Annotated in this window: 6 protein-coding genes; all 6 read left to right on the top strand. The window is 62.3% G+C overall.

The window, feature by feature from the left end:
- The first annotated feature begins 220 nt into the window (after window positions 1-220).
- The 6 genes from ABIE53_RS12125 (at window position 221) to ABIE53_RS12105 (ending at window position 17,692) form a co-directional block, all read left to right on the top strand.
- Window positions 221-2,386, top strand: a complete 2,166-nt coding sequence (locus tag ABIE53_RS12125) for a two-partner secretion domain-containing protein (protein ID WP_216649313.1) — start codon at window positions 221-223, stop codon at window positions 2,384-2,386.
- 32 nt (window positions 2,387-2,418) lie between these two features.
- Window positions 2,419-4,263, top strand: a complete 1,845-nt coding sequence (locus ABIE53_RS12120; protein ID WP_374710187.1) for a ShlB/FhaC/HecB family hemolysin secretion/activation protein — start codon at window positions 2,419-2,421, stop codon at window positions 4,261-4,263.
- Between the two features lie 10 nt (window positions 4,264-4,273).
- Window positions 4,274-5,188: a peptidylprolyl isomerase gene (locus tag ABIE53_RS12115; RefSeq protein ID WP_192698856.1), complete on the top strand. Its 915-nt coding sequence runs from the start codon at window positions 4,274-4,276 to the stop codon at window positions 5,186-5,188.
- 66 nt (window positions 5,189-5,254) lie between these two features.
- Window positions 5,255-5,623, top strand: a complete 369-nt coding sequence (locus ABIE53_RS31990; protein ID WP_502922731.1) for a CC0125/CC1285 family lipoprotein — start codon at window positions 5,255-5,257, stop codon at window positions 5,621-5,623.
- Complete coding sequence (locus ABIE53_RS12110; protein WP_376915223.1) at window positions 5,583-5,882, top strand: hypothetical protein; 300 nt, start codon at window positions 5,583-5,585, stop codon at window positions 5,880-5,882. The genes ABIE53_RS31990 and ABIE53_RS12110 overlap by 41 nt, the downstream gene beginning before the upstream one ends.
- A 131-nt stretch (window positions 5,883-6,013) precedes the next feature.
- Entirely contained in the window at window positions 6,014-17,692 is an 11,679-nt protein-coding gene (locus ABIE53_RS12105) for a two-partner secretion domain-containing protein (protein ID WP_192698858.1), read from the top strand.
- Window positions 17,693-17,696: the final 4 nt, after the last annotated feature.

Genomic DNA, 17,696 nt, shown 5'->3' with positions numbered 1-17,696 from the left:
GCAATCCGAACGAAAGATCAGAGTATGCAAAATGGATAATCGATTAGGGGTAGATCATTGCTTTGCTTCTATATCGAAGCTGTAATGAAAAAGTAATCAAAAAAATTCCGTAACTTACTAAAGTTTTCTCAGATAAGGCCGACATTCGTAATGCGGGTGCATGGGTCCACAGAACCCGCCCTACAAAAACCAAACGAGAGAGTCCGTCGGACGGGGTTGCATGAAAGGCCGGTATTGTCTACGACACCCGCTATTCGGGAGTCGACGCGCGATTGCGCGCGCTGCGCATTTTCTTATCTCAGTGTCTGCTGCTGTGCCGGCTACGGCCAGTGCGGCAGGCATCGTCGTCGATGGTGCAACTGCAACCACGGTTTCCACTGCCACAAATGGCCACCAAACCGTTAATATTGCCCCAGCATTTGCCGGCGTATCAAACAACACTTATACGAATTTCAGTGTCGATGCTGCCGGCGCTTCGCTGAATAACGTTGGCATTAATGCCCGGACCATCGTCAATCAGGTCACGAGTACTAATCCAAGCATTATCAGTGGCCGTATCGATGTACTCGGGTCGCGGGCCAATGTGATACTGGCCAATCCCAACGGCATCACGGTGAACGGCGGCTCGTTCGTGAACACCGGCCGGGTGGCGCTAACCACCGGTCACGTCAGTTTCAAGGACACCGTGCCGGTGGCCGGACTCCCCGAGCGCGACATTGTGCTGGACACAAGCACGGGGACGATCGTGGTTGGCCCACAGGGATTGACGGGCGCACTGATCGGTCTTGACCTGATCGCGAAGAACCTGCAGATCAACGGGCCGCTCGCCAATACTTTCACGTCACAAACCGCTGCGATACGCGCGGTAGCGGGCACGAGCAACGTTACGTTAAACACCGCTGTCTCGCCCACCGACAACGGCAACGACTGGCTCACGCTCAATTCCTCAGCGACGCCCGCCACCGCAAACTCCTTTGCTATCGACATCACGGCAGCCGGCAGCCTGACGAGCGGCCGCGTCCAACTGATCGTTACCGACAAAGGCCCGGGCGTACGCAGCGCTGGACCGATGAATGCGACGCTCGGCGACTTCACGCTGTCTTCTAACGGTTCGGTACAGTTTTCGAACACCACGCTTACCGCGCAGAACAATCTCGATCTGCAGGTTCAGGACGGCATTGCGCTGACCGACACGAAGCTCAAAACGAACAACGGTTCGGCCACACTCGCTGCGAGCGGCGCCGTGTCGCTGACGGGCAGCAGTCTGCTTGCCGCGACGGGCATCAATATCAGCGGTGCGGGGATCGCCCTGACGCAGGACGCCACGGCGCAGTCCGTGGTGGCCTCGACCAACAGCGGTGTAGTGCTGACGAGCACCGGAGACATCACGAACTTCGGCTCGCTTATCCAAGGCCAGCAGACCAACGCGCTCGACAGCGCATCGCTTGGCGCCGTGACACTGAAAGCGACGGGGAATGTCTGGAACCACTCGACTGCGGAAAGCAAGCTCGCGGTTCTATTCGGCGTGGCCGGTGACGTGTCGGTCACGGCCGGCGGCTCCGTGACCAACCAGAACGCCCGCATCCTGTCCAATAAGGCACTGACGATCACCGCTGGCGGCGACGTCAACAACATCGTAGATCATTCCGCGGGAACGAACGGCGGCGCGCCGGTCGGCTATTCAGATCGCAGCTGGCGGCTCATTTTTATCGAGCATCGCGAGAACGGCTTCGATGTGGATTATGGCGCAATCGCCGATCCCTCGAAGCTCTCCTACATCACTGCGGACGACGGCAAGCTGACGATCTCAGGCACGAACGTGGCAAATATCGGCGGCTCGATTCTCGCGAATGGCGGTTCCATCGCGATCACCGCGCGCAATCAGTTGTTGACGCAAGGCGTCTTTACTGGCCAGGCCTCGTATCGGCAGACGTGCTTTTTCTTCTGCAGTTCATCGTCGTCAAGCAGCGTTCAGACGTTCGGCGGCGTCATCGAAGCATCACAGGACATCACGCTCAAGGCAGGCACGCAGATCACGAACACGGGCGGTACTGTCCTCGCGCTCAACGTGCTGAAACTGGACGCACCAAAGACGCTCGCTCAGGCTGTGCTCGGCTACAGCGCGATCAACCGCAACCACGATCTGAAGGCCTGGTTCGGCAATTCCTGGTCGGCAATTTTCGCGGCAGACACAGGGGGCGTCTTCACCGGCGGCACTGGGCAGGTTGAACTGACTGGAGAGGCCGATATAGAGGGCGGCGCCTTTAACGCGCCTGGCGGCATCAAGGCCGCAGGCGGTGTGAACACCATCCGCGCGCCATACCGCGCACCGGTGACGGTCGGCAATCACAATCACATCGGGCTCGTATCATGGTTCGGGCTCTAGATCGCACCATGAAGCGCACCATCAGGCGGCTCATGGAGCGACCGACAGGGCAGGGGGCAAAGCGCCACGTGCACTGCCTCGCGCGCTGCGCGCTGGCCGTGCTCGCCGGTACGGCGTCGGCCAGAGCCTGGACGCAAACGGTGCCGCCAGGCTTGCCGAATCTCCCGGCACTCGGCGGCGTTCCGTTAGGCGTGCCGATGCGCGCGGAACAGGACCCTGCGCAAAGGCTGCTTCAGGAGCAGCGCGACCGCCAGCGTCGCGAGGAAATCCAGCAGGCGCCTGCGCGGATCGAAGTGCAGCAGCCCACCGTGGTCAATCTGCCCGAAGGCGCGGATGTTGAAACACTGCCGGACGTGGCGCCGTTGTTCAGAATCGACCACGTCGAATTTGTTGGCGATACGGTGCTCGGCCGACGCGAGCTCGATACGATCGCCGCGCCCTTCATCGGCAAGGAGCTCGGCCGCAACCGCATCAACCTGCTGCTGCGCCGCGTGACCGAAGCATTCATCGCGCGGGGCTATATCACGACGCGGGCCTACCTCGGCGCGCAGAACCTCGCGTCGGGGACGCTCAGGATCAACATCGTTGACGGCAAGGTTTCGGCTTTTACGCTGAATGGCCATCCGTTGCGTCCGCGCGAGCGCGACGAGCCCTGGTACAGGACACACGGCGGGGGCCTGCTGACCGACGCAGGTACCGCGTGGGCGTTCGGCGACAGCGTAGGGGACGTGCTGCGCCTGCCCGATCTCGAACAGGGCGTGGACCAGATCAACCGGCTGCGCCGCAACCAGGCTGAAATCCAGATCCTGCCGGGCGAGACGCCGGGCGATTCGGTCGTGGCCATCACGAACCACTATGGCGACCGCGTTTTCTACGATCTTGGCATCGACAACTATGGCAGCTCGCAGACCGGCACGCTGCGCTATCGCGCCGGCGTGCAGGCGAACAACCTGATCGGTCTGCAGGAGTCGCTGTCGTTCAACTTCGTGGGCACGCAGGACAGCAACGCAGTGGTGTTTTCTGCTGCGGCGCCCTACGGTTATCAGACTTTCAGCTATACGACATCACTCTCGGAATATCAGCAGGCCATTGGCGACGTTGCTCTGCTTCAGGGCCGCACGTTCAGCCAGATCCTCGGCTGGAACGATGTGCTGAGCCGTTCACGCGCGGGCCGTACGAGCGTTGACGTCACGCTCACGAAAATGCGCACCGAGCGCAGTCTGAACGGTATCGAACTGTCGCCGCAGGACCTCACGGTATTGCGCATCGGACTGAATGGCTTGCGCCGTTTCGTGGCGAACGAGCAGGGCGCTGCTGCCACCTGGGACGTCGGCGTGTCACAAGGTTTGCCCTGGCTTTCGGCTAGCCACGACAGCCCTGGCATCGATGAGGTCGAGGCGCACAGCCAGTTCACACGGCTCGACGCGACGGCCACGCTGCAGATCGCGCTCGGCACACTGGCGGGCACGCAATGGACCTATCGCGGCACCCTGCGCGGACAGTACAGCCGCGTCGCGCTATTCGGCAACGAACAGATTTTCCTCGGAGGCATGGACTCGGTGCGCGGCTTCACCGAAGGCGGCATTGCGGGTGACAGCGGTTTTTATCTGCGTAACGAGGCGGCCTGGCAGAACGTACCTCCCTGGCACGACGCGCGGCTCGAACCATATGTGTTCCTCGACGGCGGCAAATCTCATCTGGTCGCGCAAGGCGGCTGGCCGACGTTGATCGGCACAGGCATCGGCGCACGCGCGCAATGGCGCTACAAAGCGCAAACCGTCACCAGCGAGGTGCTGCTCGGGCAGGCCTTGCTCCAACCGGCTGCACTCGGAAAGAAAGCCACCGTGCTGCTCGCCACACTCAACTGGTCACTTTGAAGAGGTTCTCATGAAACATCGCCCGATCGCAGTCACGATCCGCAATGCCGCCCTGCTCGCGATGCTTGCCGCGGCGGGTCTCGTTGTCAGCATGCCGTTCGCGCACGCGTCCAACAAACCGTCGTCGAAGCCATCGCCGGAAAAGACGGTCGAGGCCGTGTCGGGCCCGCTGCCCGCGAATGCAGTCGCGCGCGTAAACAACGTGACCATCACCCAGACGCAGCTCGACGATGCGGTGCGCGCCTCGAATGCACCGGACACGCCTCAATTGCGTGCGTCGATAAAAAACCAGTTGATTGCACGCGAACTGTTCCGCCAGGCTGCGGAAAAACAGCATTACGAATCGCGCCCACAGGTGGTGGCGGCGGTCGAACAGGCGAAGACCGTAGCGATGACAGCGGCCTATCTGCGCGACCAGGTGAAGCCCGAGCCGGTGACCGACGCGGACGTGAAAGCGAAGTACGACGCGATCGTCGCCACGCTCGGCGAGTTCGAGTACAAGCCCAGCGCCATTGCCGTGAAGGACGCGGATACGGCGCAAACGGTACTCACGCAACTGAAGAAGGGTACTGATTTCGCGCAACTCGCGAAGCAGTACAGCCAGGCGCCAGGCGCCGCTCAGGGTGGCGCGCTGAACTGGATTTCATTCAAGACGCCGATCCAGCCGGGCAACACACAGAACTGGCCGCAGCCGCTCGCCGAAGCACTGTTGAAGCTGCCGCAGGGCGGGGTGTCGAGCACGCCGGTGCAGGTTGGCGACGCATTCTGGATTTTGCGTGTCGACGAAAAACGCGCGACGCAGGTTCCGCAGTACGACCAGATCAAGGACGCACTGCGCAAGCAGCTTGAGCAGGTTGCGCTGCAGAAAGCGACCGCGCAGGTCGTCGTAGATCTGATGAAGAACGCAAAGATTCAGCAGCAGTAAAGGTGCGACGGCGATACACACGCTGATCAAAGACAGTACAGAAAACTCAAAAAAGGCTCGGGGAAAATGAACGTCAATATCAAGCGGACACTTCTTGCCTATGTAGTGGCGGCGGCTATGGCTACGTTGACGGGTTGCGTGACGTCATACCAGCCTCTCGGCACGACGGGCGGCTACAAGGACAGACAGATCGACGATCAGACGTTGCACGTCGAGTTTCGTGGCAACGGCTACACATCCCGGGACACGGTGCACAAGTACTTCATGTACCGCTGCGCGGAGCTGACCCAGCAGCATGGATTCAGATACTTCATGGTCGTCCCGACCGCCCTGTCGGGAGCGATCCCTCCGACGAGCAATCTCGTTCGAAGCAGGGGGCTTCGATCGCACGCAGATGCGCAAGGTCCATGGCTACGTTCCGATCATCATCTATAGCGGCGGAAACACCGGCGTCAGGTACTCCGCCGATGCTGCGGATATCCGCATGTTCAACGACGACGCAGTGATCACGACGAAGGTTGCCGGCTGGGACGCGGCTGAAGTGGTCCATCAACTGGAGCCCTTTGTTCACAGTGCGGGCCGGACCGCAGCGGATGTTCCGAAGGCCTGGGTGTTCGAGGCGGGCCACCCCAAGGTACGGGCGGAGGATTTACTGCCGAGCGCGCCGAAGAGCAGCACCGTATCAGGCGTCTGACAGCGCAAGTCAAGCGCATGCAACTCACCCGATACCGGGGATGCGGCAGACGGGGAAACGCTGCCGCAGCGCGATGCAGACTGGCCATCCTGCAACGTGCCTGAAAAGAAAAGACGAAGAACGAGAAGACCATGAGAGTTTGGACGCGCAACGCTTTACGACTACTCGAACAGAACCGTCACGTCCACGACGAGCGGCACGAACGCAGCGTGCAGTCCGCGCATCAGCGTTGGTCTGTGCTGACGCCTGCGCGTGTGTATCGCGTGTACGGACTCTGGCAGCGCGCCGTCTCGGCGCTCGTGGCGCTCACACTTTTCGCCGGACCGCTGTCCATCACGTTCGAGCAGAGCCGCGACGCCGCGGGCGTGCTTGCCGCCGGAAGCACGCGCCTGGACGACGAAGCGTGGCAGCAGATTCAGGATCTTGCCGGCTTGCGCGTTCACTTCACGATGCAGGAGGCGCAGGCCGCGCCTATCGTTGACCCGACCGCGCCAATTTCCTTCCAGCCGAAGATCACGCAGAGCACCGGCGCGAACGGCGGTGTGCCCGTGGTCAACATCACCGCGCCCAACGCGGCCGGCATTTCGCTGAACCAGTATCAGAGCTTTAACATCGATCCTGTCGGGCTGATCCTCAACAACAGCCTGATGTTCGGCACGTCGCTCACCGGCGGCGATGTGCAGGCCAATCCGAATCTTTCCGGCCGTACGGCAAGTGTGATCGTCAACCAGGTGACGTCTACGGGCGCCGCCTTCGCGAGCCTGCTCAATGGTCCGCTCGAAGTGTTCGGCGCGCCGGCCACGGTCATCATCGCGAATCCGAACGGCATCACGACTCACGGCACCGGCTTCACGAACACGATTGGCGTCACGTTATCGACGGGTACGCCGCAATTTCTGAGCGACCTCAAAGGCAGTGTCACCGACTTCAACAACGCACAGGCAATCGGCTATAGCGTGACCGGTGGTCACATCCAGATTGAGGGCAACGCGGGTGTGAACGGTCCGGGCGCAGGTATCGAAGGCACGGTCGGCACGATCGACCTGATCGGCGAGACCATTGGCATCAACGCGCCGCTGTATGCCGGCCAGCGCATCAATGCGATCGCGGGGCGCCAGTTCGTGCTGCCCTCGGCCGTGACGGCTAGCGGCACCACGTATGCCACGTCGTCAAACGGCGCCGACAACACGGCGAACGCCATCAACAACGCAAACGGCCGCGCCAACAACGGTCTCGCAATCGACGCCACCGCGTTCGGCGCGATGACCGCGGGCCAGATCCAGGTGATCGGCACAGCGGCGGGCATGGGCGTGCGCACCGATGCACAGATGGCCGCGAACACCGGCGACCTCTTGCTTTCGTCGAACGGCGATCTCACGGTAAACGGCTCCGCCGCGCAACAGCAGGCAACCTTGCAGGCAAGTGGCAATGTGTCGATGACCGGCGCTCACGTCGGCGTCACCGGCTACACCATCAATGCGAATGGCGATGTGACCTCGAGCGGGACGATCCAGAGCGGCGGCAAGCTCGCGGTGAGTGCGGGCGGCAACGTGAACGTGGCGAACACCCAATCGAGCGGCGACGCCGCGATCAAGGGTGGTGCCAATGTCACGCTCGGCGACGTGCAGACGGGCGGCGCACTTTCGGTTAGCGCGCAGGGCAACGACGGTGCGGGCGACATCAACCTGAATGGCACGTCGGTGGTGAGCGGCGCGACGAACCTTCAGGCCGCGCGCGATATCAACGTCAATGGACAGGCCAACGGCGGAACGTTGCAGGCGACTGCGCAACGCAACGTCAATGTGAACGCGGCTTTGCAGACGTCAGGCGATCTTGCCCTGAGCGCCACGCAAGGCAACCTGAACGCAGGCGCCACGGTGAAAAGCGGCAACAACCTTGCGCTCACATCTGGCCAGAACACCATCGTTACCGGACAAGCCACTGCCCAGAACGCAGTCACCGTCGCGGCAGGCGAGGACCTGAGCGTGAGCGGATCGCTCGCCAGCGGCACGACGCTCGCCGCGAATGTCGCGCGCGATGTGTCGGTGCCGGGGTCGCTCCTCGTCGGGACTAATGCGCAGGTGAATGCAGGGCGCAATGTCGATGTGCCCGGTGTCGTCATCGTGCAGCAGGACGGTGTGATCAACGCGCAGAACAATATGACCGGCGGCGGTTCTGTCGCATTCGGGCAAAACGGCACGCTGGCCACGGGGCAGGACGTGGCATTCGCCGGCAAGCTGCTGGCCAATGGTCTCCAGGTGACGGCGGGCAATAACGCGAGTGTCGCCGATGTGCAGGCAGGCGGTGCATTCAGCATCGCCGCGAACGGGTCGACCAGTAATCCAGCCGGCGGCGGCGACGTCAGCTTCAATGGCAATGCGGCGGCGGTTGGTGCGACGACCGTGCAGGCCGCGCGCGATGTCATCGTGAACGGAACGCTCGCAGGCGGCTCGCAGGTCGCCCTGACGGCGCAGCGCAACGTGACGGTGGCAACCAGCGGTACGGTGCAGGCCGTCGGCGATCTGGCTGTTGCGGCGGTGAGTGGCAGCGTCAGTTCGAGCGGTACCGTGAACGGTGCCGCAAACCTATCGGTTAGCGGCGTCCAGGATGTCGCGTTGACCGGCGCGACGAGCGTGACCGGCGATACGACGCTCACCGCAGGGCATGACGTTGTGATTGGCGGCACGCTCGCGGGACAGGGCGCGGCGACGCTCAATGCTGGCCATGACGTCATCGCGGGCGGCAGCAGCGGCTTCGTGAAAGACGCGAGTGTGACCGCGGCGAACGATCTTGCGGTGACCGGTGCGCTGCAAGGGGCGGCCGTTTCGCTGACAGCGGGGCGATCAGTCGCGCTGAACAACGTGCAGGCCAATAATGCGCTGCAGGTGACGGCAACGGGCGGCACGCTAGCGGTGAACGGGCTCGTTGCTTCGCTTTCGACGGCGTCGTTGAGTTCCGGCGGCGACACGTCGATTAACGGCGCATTGCAGAGTGCGAATGCATTAAGCGTGACGAGCGGCGGTAACACGTCGATCGCCGGCAGCGTCGCGTCGAACGGCAACGTCACGCTGGCGAATGCGGCGGGCTCGCTGACGAGCACCGGGAACATTCAGTCCGGCGACAACCTGCTGATCAATGCGGCGCAATCTGTCGACCTTGGCAGGCAGGGTACTTCCGCGCTCGGCGATCTGACTGTCAACGCCGGCCAGAACCTAACGACGAACGGCTCGGTGGTTGCGCAAGGCAACGGCACGCTGACTGCCGGCGGTACGATCGCCGGTGCGGCGACAGCCGCGTTCGGTCTCGCGGCGAACGTCAGTTCCGGCGGCGATACGGATCTCACCGGTTCGCTGCGCGGCGGTTCTGTGCAGACGACGGCCGGCGGCTCTGCGTCGCTGCATGACGTGCAGGCCGCATCGGGCCTTGCACTCGCATCCAGCAATGACCTGACTATCACCGGCGCTGTGACAGGCGGCGCGGCAGTGGCGCTCAACGCGGGGCAGAACATCGTCATCAGCGGCTCGATCCAGTCCGCTAACGACACGACGCTCAGCGCCCGGAGCGGCAGCCTCAGTTCGACAGGCACCATCGCCAGTAATGGTGCATTGAGTGCGCAGGCCGGCTCCGACATCAACCTTGGCGGCACGACGTCCGCCGCGCTCGACACCACGCTCAGCGCAACGCGCGACATCAACGTGACCGGCATGCTCGCCGGGCAAGGGCAGGGCGGCGTGACAGCGGGGCGTGACATCGGTGGTGCAGGCACCATGACGTTCGCGCAGGCGGCCACGCTTGATGCGGGCCGTGACGTCGCGCAAGGCGGTCTGATCCAGGGCCAGTCCGTGCAGGTAACGGCCGCAGGCAACATCGGCGTGAACAACGTCGAGTCGGCGAGCACGGTCGTGCTCACCGCGAATGGCACGAACACGGTTAACGGTCCCGGCAATGTCACCGTGAATGGTTCGGTCGCGGCGGCGGGTGCCGTGACGGCAACGGCGCGCAACGACGTTTCGGTTGTATCGACCGGGAAAATCGCAAGCGGCACGACAGTCAACGTCAATGCCCAGCACGACATTGACATTGCAGGCGCCGTCGAGTCGGTCGGCGATACGGCGCTCGCGGCCCAAGGCAGTCTGAATGCAACGGGCGGTATCAACAGCGGGGGCAAGCTGAATATCGCCACGGGGCTCGATCTTTCGCTTGGAGCGAGCACGAGTGCGGTTGGCGATGCGACGTTGAACGCAGGCCGCGACGCGCTGCTAAATGGCCTGCTGATAGGCGAGGCGAACGGCTCTGTGACGGCGGGCCGCGATATAGGTGGCGCGGGCACACAGGCCTTCACGCAAGCTGCGACTTACACGGCGCAGCGCGATATTGCGTTGACAGGTGGCGTGCAGGCCAATGTCATCAACGCGACGGGCGGCAATAACGCCGCGCTGCACGACGCCCATTCGGCGAGCACGCTGACGCTGAGCGCCAACGGCAACGCCGGCGGTGGCGATGCGGCGATCACGGGAACGGCCACGGCGCCGGGCACCGTTACGTTGAGCGGCGCGCGCGACGTACTTGTGAGCGGATCGCTGACTACTGGAGACTCGCTGACGCTGGCAGCGCTTCGTGACGTATCGGCGAGTGGCACGCTGCAGACTACAGCCGGCGACCTGAGTGCGACTGCGGCTACCGGCAGCATCGCGCTGACGGGCACCACGACCACATCGGGCGCGTTGAATCTGAGTTCGACGCTCAACACCCAACTGGGTGGCCAGATCAACGCGGCGAAGGATGTCACTGTGCAGGCGGGCCGCGACATTACGTTGAGCGGCTCGCTTGCCGGTCAGCTTGGCGGCACGCTGAACGCATCGAACGATATTGCCGGCGCGGGCACTGCGGCGTTCGCTCAGGCTGCGACGCTCAACGCTTCGCATGACCTCGCATTGACTGGCGCATTGCAGGGCGCAAACGTCACGGTGACGGGCGGCAACAATGCCGGACTCGGAAGCGTGCAGGCAGTGACCGGCAATGTGGACGTGACGGCCAACGGCAATGCAGGTGGTGGCGATGTGACGATCGGCGGTGCAGTGACCGCGCTCGGCGCGCTGGCTGTGCAGGCGGCGCGCGATGTCAGCGTGAGCGGCGCGATCAACACCGGCGGCACGACGACAATCGACGCAACTCACAACATCGCGCTTGCCGATGTGAATTCGGCTGGCAACCTTGCGCTCACCGCGACGAACGGCAACGCGAGCGCGGCGAACCTCACCACGCAAGGCAACCTGACCGGACGCTCCGGGCAGGCGCTGAGTATCTCGGGCGCGACGACCGTGGGCGGCAATGCGCAACTCGCGTCGGGTGGCGACATGACGCTGACGGGCGGCATCGGTGCGCAGAACGCGGGCACGTTGACAGCAGGCGGCTCGATCAGCGCGGCGTCGGTCGCATTCGGTCAGCAGGCCACGTTGAATGCGGGCGGCAGCATCGGTGTGACTGGCGCTGTGGCGACCAATGGCGCGTTGAGCGCGACCGCGGGCAACGATCTGTCGATGGGTTCCGCGCAGGCGGGCGGCGCGCTTGCATTGCAGGCGCAAGGCCATAACGGTGCCGGCGACGTGAAGGTGAACGGCGCACTGGCGTCCGGTGGCGCCATGGCGGTCAATGCCGTGCGCGATGCAACGATCGGCGGCAATGCAAGCAGTAGCGGCGCGCTCGCCGTGAGCGCGGGGCGCAATGTCACCGCGAGCGGAACCGCCGGTGCAAACGGCGATGTGACGTTGACGGCGACGGGCGGCAACCTGGCGGTCGGCGGTGCGGTCACGAGTCAAGGCAACTTCAACGCGACTTCCGGCGGTGCGCTTGCGTTGAACGGCGAACTCGTCAACGGTAATACGACGTTGACCGCGGGCGGCACCGCGACGCTGAGCGGCGCGTTCCTCGGCCTCGGTCTCGCGACGATCAACGCGGGCGGCTCGGTGAACGGCGGCGGCTCGCTGACGTTCGGCAAGGACATCACGGTAGGCGCGGGCAGTGGCATGACGCTCGGCGCGATTCAGGGCGCGGGCCAGTTCACGGCGACCTCGGTCGGCGATATGTCGCTCGGTGCGACGACGGCCGTGGGCAATGTGAGTGCGAAGTCGACGGGCGGCAGCGTGAGCGTTGGCGGCGATCTGCAGTCAGGCGGCAATGTAACGATCCTGGCTTCGAAGAGTGCGACGGTGGTGGGCGCTGTGTCGTCGATGGGCACTGTGAACGTCACCGGCACGCAGGGCAATGTGAGTGTGGCGGGCGTGTCGTCGAACGGTGACACGACGATGAGCGCAGGTCAGACGCTTACGCTGAGCGGCACCAGCACCGTGGCAGGGCAGTTCACGCTGAGCGGGGGCAACGTCACGCTAAGCGGCTCACAGGGCGGTTCGAAGAACGTGAGCGTGACTGCGCAAGGGGCGCTCGATGCGAGCGGCGCGTCGATGGTCTCGACGCAGAACATGCAGTTCAGCGGCACGAACGTAACGTTGGGTACGGCGATTGTCGGCGGCGCGCTGACGGCCACAGCGTCGAACCAGTTGTCGCTCGTGGGAGCTGCTGTGGATGCGGTCGGCGCAGCGACGCTGACGGCGGGCAACGGCTTCTATAACGCGAGCCAGGTGCTCTCGGGCGGGGCGCTGTACGTGTCGGCGCCCAATGTGACGAATGCGGCGAATGCGTCGCTCGCGTCGACGAGCACCACGACGATCAACGCGACGAACTTCACCAACGCGGGGCTCGTGAACGGCTCGACCACCAATGTGACGGTGGCGGGCGGGCTGAACAACAGCGGCGGCTCGTTGATGGCGGTCAATAGCCTCAACATCAACACGGGGACGTTCAACAACCAGAACGGGATCATTTTTGCGGGCAATCCGAACACGCCGAATGGACCGACGACCGGCGACGTGTCGCTGACGATTAATGGCGGCGACGGTTCGTTCAATAACGGCGGCGGCCAGTTGCTCGCGCAGCGCAATATGGGCGTGAGCGCGGTGAACATGGCGTTCGATCCGTCGCAGGGGACCATCAGCCAGGGCGGGCAGCTGTCGATTACCGCGGCGTCGATCAGTAATAGCGGTACGTGGAATTACGGTGGCCAGGGTGTGACGCTGACCGGCGTGTACGGCATCAATAACTACGGGACGATGACGGGGACCGCGCCGCTGACGCTTTCTACCAATGGCACGTTTACGAATTTTGGGCAGGTGAGCGGTGGCAACGTTACGTTCAATGGGACGTTGAGTAATGTTGCTGGGGCGGTGATGCATGCGGCAGATTCGCTGACGCTCAACGGCAACGTGACCAACCGGGGGACAATTGAAAGTGCAGGAAACCTGGCGTTCAACGGGGGTGGCAACTACGACAATCAGTACGGATTGACCCAGGCTAACGGCAACATCACACTGAACACCGGCGGAACGGTGTACAACACGGTCGGGACGATTACAGCGGGCGGCAATATCGGCATTACCGCCGGCGCCGTGATCAACGATGCTCTCCAGGGACCGACTCAAACGTATACGCAGCAGGTCAGCGCTTCTGCGGACCCTGATCTTCTAAACGGCATCGTAGTGGGTACGGTAACGGGTTGGGGCTGCACGCTCAGTCAAGGCGACTGCTATCTGGGTTCGCATACGGCGTCGGCCACAATCGCTACGCTCAAGCCAGATCTCACGAATGGATATGTCGACGTGCGCAGCGGCGGCAGCACGTGCTATGGGGATGACAGCGCGTGTCAATACGTAGAGGTCGGGAACAGCCTCGCAGGAGACCATCAGTATGTTTCCTTGCCCGGTATCGATAGGACTGTCACTGCCCCGGGGGCAGTATCTCCCGGTGTGATAGCGGCGGGTGGAAGTGTCAATATTTCCGCGGGCACGCTGTCGAATGCGGGCAGCACGATTTCGGCAGGGCTTGATGTTAACCTCAACCTGCAATCGCTCAACAATGCGCCTGTCGGCAATGCAACGGCGACGATCGTCGATACCGTCAATAAGGCGCAGCTTGATGCCTTCATGGCGCAAATGTATGCGATCGGACTCGTCGGCATTTACGGCACGGTTCATGTCGCCATATCCGGCACGGTGGTTCCTGAGTCCACCGTGACGTTCGATTCCTCAGCGAGCGTGCCTCCGAGTTCGGTCAGTACGAACACGGCGTTTGGCTCGCAAGGCCAGATTGTCGCTGGTCGAAACATGACTTTGTCGGGTGGGAATCTGGTCAACGGCGGCTTGCTCTATGCCGGCAATAATTTCAACGCCAGCGCTGCGCAGTCCTTTTCCAATCAGGGACAATATAATTCGGTCACCACGACGCAGCCTGGCAGTTCCATGCGCGGGGGCAACCCGAGCTCGACGACATTCTCGTATGCGCAGCAAAGCGCCACAGTGTTTGCGGGCAACGACCTGGTTATCGCCGCGGGGCAAATCAGCAATACGTATGGCAGCCTGCTGGCGGGCCACAACATCGTCATTGGCGGCGTGGGAACCACAGCGACATCGACGACGCCGGCGCAAAGCCTGAATAACACGTCGGGCAACATTGTCGCGGGCAATAACATCGCACTGAACGTAGCGGGCGCCATCTCCAATACGCTACCGCCGCCTGTGACTCTTCATCAGAACTACGGCGCGACAGAGCAGTACAACGGCTGCATGACAGCCGGTGGATACAAGGAAAGCTACTGCGAAGCTTATGTCGACCAGCAATCGGGCAACTCGTCGGTGATCAGTGCGGGCAACAACCTGCAGATCAACGCGGGTAGTTTGACTAATATCGGCAGCCTGATCGCAGCAGGTACCAGCGCTACCATCAATGTTGCCGGCCCAGTCGTGAATGAGGCTCAGACGCTAAATGCATACTGGCATTCGCACTGGGTCCAGGAGACAGGTGATTTCAGCCCCGATAAGCGTCACGACGTGTGGGCGTGCGGTTCAGTGGCCCAATGTACGGCGCTTTACGGGAGTGCCTATACGAGCGCTGGCGGCACGATCGATCCGCCGACCCCGGTGGACAACATCGCCGCGACGATCCAGGCGCCGAATCTATCGATCACGTCGACTGGAGAAATTCGGAACGTTGGCAATGTGATCGGTACGTATGTCTCTTTGACAGGGCAGAAGCTCATTAACGGCATCACTACGGCGAACACTTATACGCCGCGGGTCAATGCGCCGTCGCAAGTCATATCGTTGAGCCTTGTGAACCTGCCCGGGCTGCATCTGTCGACGCCGCGGTCGGTCGGTGGGGCCCTGCCCACGCCCGTTGCAGGCAAGGCGTCGTACGTTACCGGTACGCTGGATGGCTCGGCGCTCGGGGCGGTGAGTCCGCAAGCGCTGCTGAAAAATCTGCCATCGAGCCTGCAGCCTTCCTCCACGTTGTTCTACTACGACCCGCAGGCGGAAGACCTCATGCTGCAGCAGGCGGCGCTGCAGCAGACGGGGCAGGCCAGCTTTGTCAACGGGCTCTCTTACGACAGCACACGTAACCTGTCGGTGACTGACCAGGAAAAGGCGATCCTGTATCAGAACGCCATCGACTACGCGAAGCAGAACAATCTTCAGCTCGGCAATGCGTTGTCGCAAGCGCAGATCAATGCGCTTTCCGAACCGATGTTGTGGTATGTCCAGCAGTCTGTGCCCGATCCAAGTTGCCTCTCGACCGGCGTGGTCGCTTGCCCGACTGTTAGCGCGCTCATGCCCCAGGTCTACCTGCCCCCGAACTGGAGTGCGATGTCTGCCGGCGGCAACATCACCGGCCAGAACGTCTCACTTGATTTCAATCAGGGTGGGCAGGGAAGCATTCTCAACACAGGCAACATTGCTGCGTCGAATACGCTGACGGTCAATACCGGCACGCTGACCAACCAGGCGAATCAGGTAAACGTAGGGGATGTCTGGCAGTACATCGCAGCCACCGGCTACCTGAAGACGAGCGGTACTGAGGTCCAGCCTGGCGGGTTCATGAGCGCGGCTGACATGAATCTGAACGTGCAGACGCTCAACCAGATTGGTGGAGCATTGCAACTGCTGGGTAGCGACACAACGGTCGATCAGGCCGGTACTGAGCAGTTGCTAGCCAGTCTGCAGCAACAGCTCGGGACCAACTTTACGCAGACGACGGTTACCGACCACCTCGATACGAGCTTTACCGCAATTGGCGGGTTTGGAGCGGCGGATATCGTCGGAATGGCCTTCGCTGTCGTCGTGTCGATCATGACGGCCGGCGCTGCGAGTGCGGCCATCGGGGCGACCCTTGGCACGACGGCCGGTAGCACGTTTGCAGCAGGCACGGCGGCAACCACTGCAACGGCGACCTCGGCGGCTACAGTAGCGACGACAGCAGGGCTGGGCAACATGGCGCTGTCGGCGGCTTTTGCCGGGTTCACGTCGAGCATCGCCTCGCAACTGACGATGACCGGAAGTCTGGATTGGGGCAGCGCATTCGAAGCGGCTGGCGTTGCAGGTATCACGGCGGGGCTGACGAATGGCATTACTTACAATTCGGACACCGGATTCGATTTCACGACGGCACCCTTAACTGTCGGAGGTCCGACTAGCTCCCTTGCCAGCCTCGCCGGTGTTAATCCGTCGATTGGCACCACTGTGAATCAGGCGACTGCATCAACCGCCTCTACCTTGGAAACCCGAGCTCTGGCAATGCTGGCCGAGGCCGGGATTTCGGCTGGCGTAGGTACAGCGATTGAGGGAGGCAGCCTGCTTGGCGCATTCCAGAACGCGCTGATTCAGGAAACGGCGGCATCTGGCGCGTATGCCATCGGCGATGGCACAGCCCCTCTTTCGATCGAAAACATACTGGGACATGCGGTGCTGGGGTGCGCTGCCAGCTCGCTAAGTGGCACCGGATGCACGGGCGGAGCTATTGGAGCGGCCACAAGTGCGATGTTGTCGCCGCTTGCAATCATCGCGATGGATCCGACCGGGGCACCGCTTACTGAGGGCCAGGCCGCAGTCGTGACGGCTCTGTCCGTCTTGACGGGTGGCGTCGCCGCAGGCCTTGCAGGCGGCGATGCGCAAGCCGGAGCAACTTGGGCCGAAAACGAAGCGACTAACAACTCCGAGAAACATACCGCTGACATCCTCAAGGCTTGTCTGCAGAGTTCTTTTTGTAGCGCAATGTTGCCCGCGCCGGCGAAGATCGCTGCAATCGGTTATGTCGCGAGTGCAATGGGCAGTTCAAAGGACGATTCCGGGAACAACCTGCCGCAGTTGCCAGATCACCCAGGCAACAACGATGACGACCTAAGCGGTGGCTCGCAGGGACAACACGCCAGCGGCTTTACCCTGGCCGGAACGCCTATTCCGGTCTGCGTACCATACGGTGGCTGTACGTTTGTAATCGTGCCGGTACCCACGCCGTTTTCCTTGCCCAGCATTGGCGCCATCTTTTCTACCGGTAATGGAAGCGATAGTGGGAACAGCGGCGATTCAACCAAAAGTGCGAACAATGACACCACGAAAGGAGGCGTGAATAGCGCCACAAACAAAGGCGGGATTATTATCGACGGAAAGATTGGCGGCCAACTTGGAGCTCGCGGATGGACGCAGCAAGAAGTTCAAGCGGTCGTCGATGAGGGACCTGTCGGAACGACGATGGATAATCGATCCGCGGGGAAGACTCCAGACGGGTTGCCGAGAAATGATTCCGCATCCGTGTATGGCTCGAAGAGCGGTTACGTGGTGGTCAACGACCGGACCGGCGAAGTTGTTCAGGTGAGCGGCAAGAACGATCCCGGCTGGATTCCCGACAGTCGAATTAAATGGAAGTGAGTCG

The sequence above is a fragment of the Paraburkholderia sp. OAS925 genome (assembly GCF_040543975.1).
Classification (GTDB): domain Bacteria; phylum Pseudomonadota; class Gammaproteobacteria; order Burkholderiales; family Burkholderiaceae; genus Paraburkholderia; species Paraburkholderia graminis.
Note: the sequence above shows the minus strand (reverse complement) of the source record. Positions and strands in the feature narration are given on the sequence as shown.

What these genes read in the sequence shown, in the direction of transcription:
- ABIE53_RS12125 (WP_216649313.1), top strand. Translation starts at nt 221, where the DNA reads ATGAAAGGCCGGTATTGTCTACGACACCCGCTATTCGGGAGTCGACGC.
- ABIE53_RS12120 (WP_374710187.1), top strand. Translation starts at nt 2,419, where the DNA reads ATGGAGCGACCGACAGGGCAGGGGGCAAAGCGCCACGTGCACTGCCTC.
- ABIE53_RS12115 (WP_192698856.1), top strand. Translation starts at nt 4,274, where the DNA reads ATGAAACATCGCCCGATCGCAGTCACGATCCGCAATGCCGCCCTGCTC.
- ABIE53_RS31990 (WP_502922731.1), top strand. Translation starts at nt 5,255, where the DNA reads ATGAACGTCAATATCAAGCGGACACTTCTTGCCTATGTAGTGGCGGCG.
- ABIE53_RS12110 (WP_376915223.1), top strand. Translation starts at nt 5,583, where the DNA reads ATGCGCAAGGTCCATGGCTACGTTCCGATCATCATCTATAGCGGCGGA.
- ABIE53_RS12105 (WP_192698858.1), top strand. Translation starts at nt 6,014, where the DNA reads ATGAGAGTTTGGACGCGCAACGCTTTACGACTACTCGAACAGAACCGT.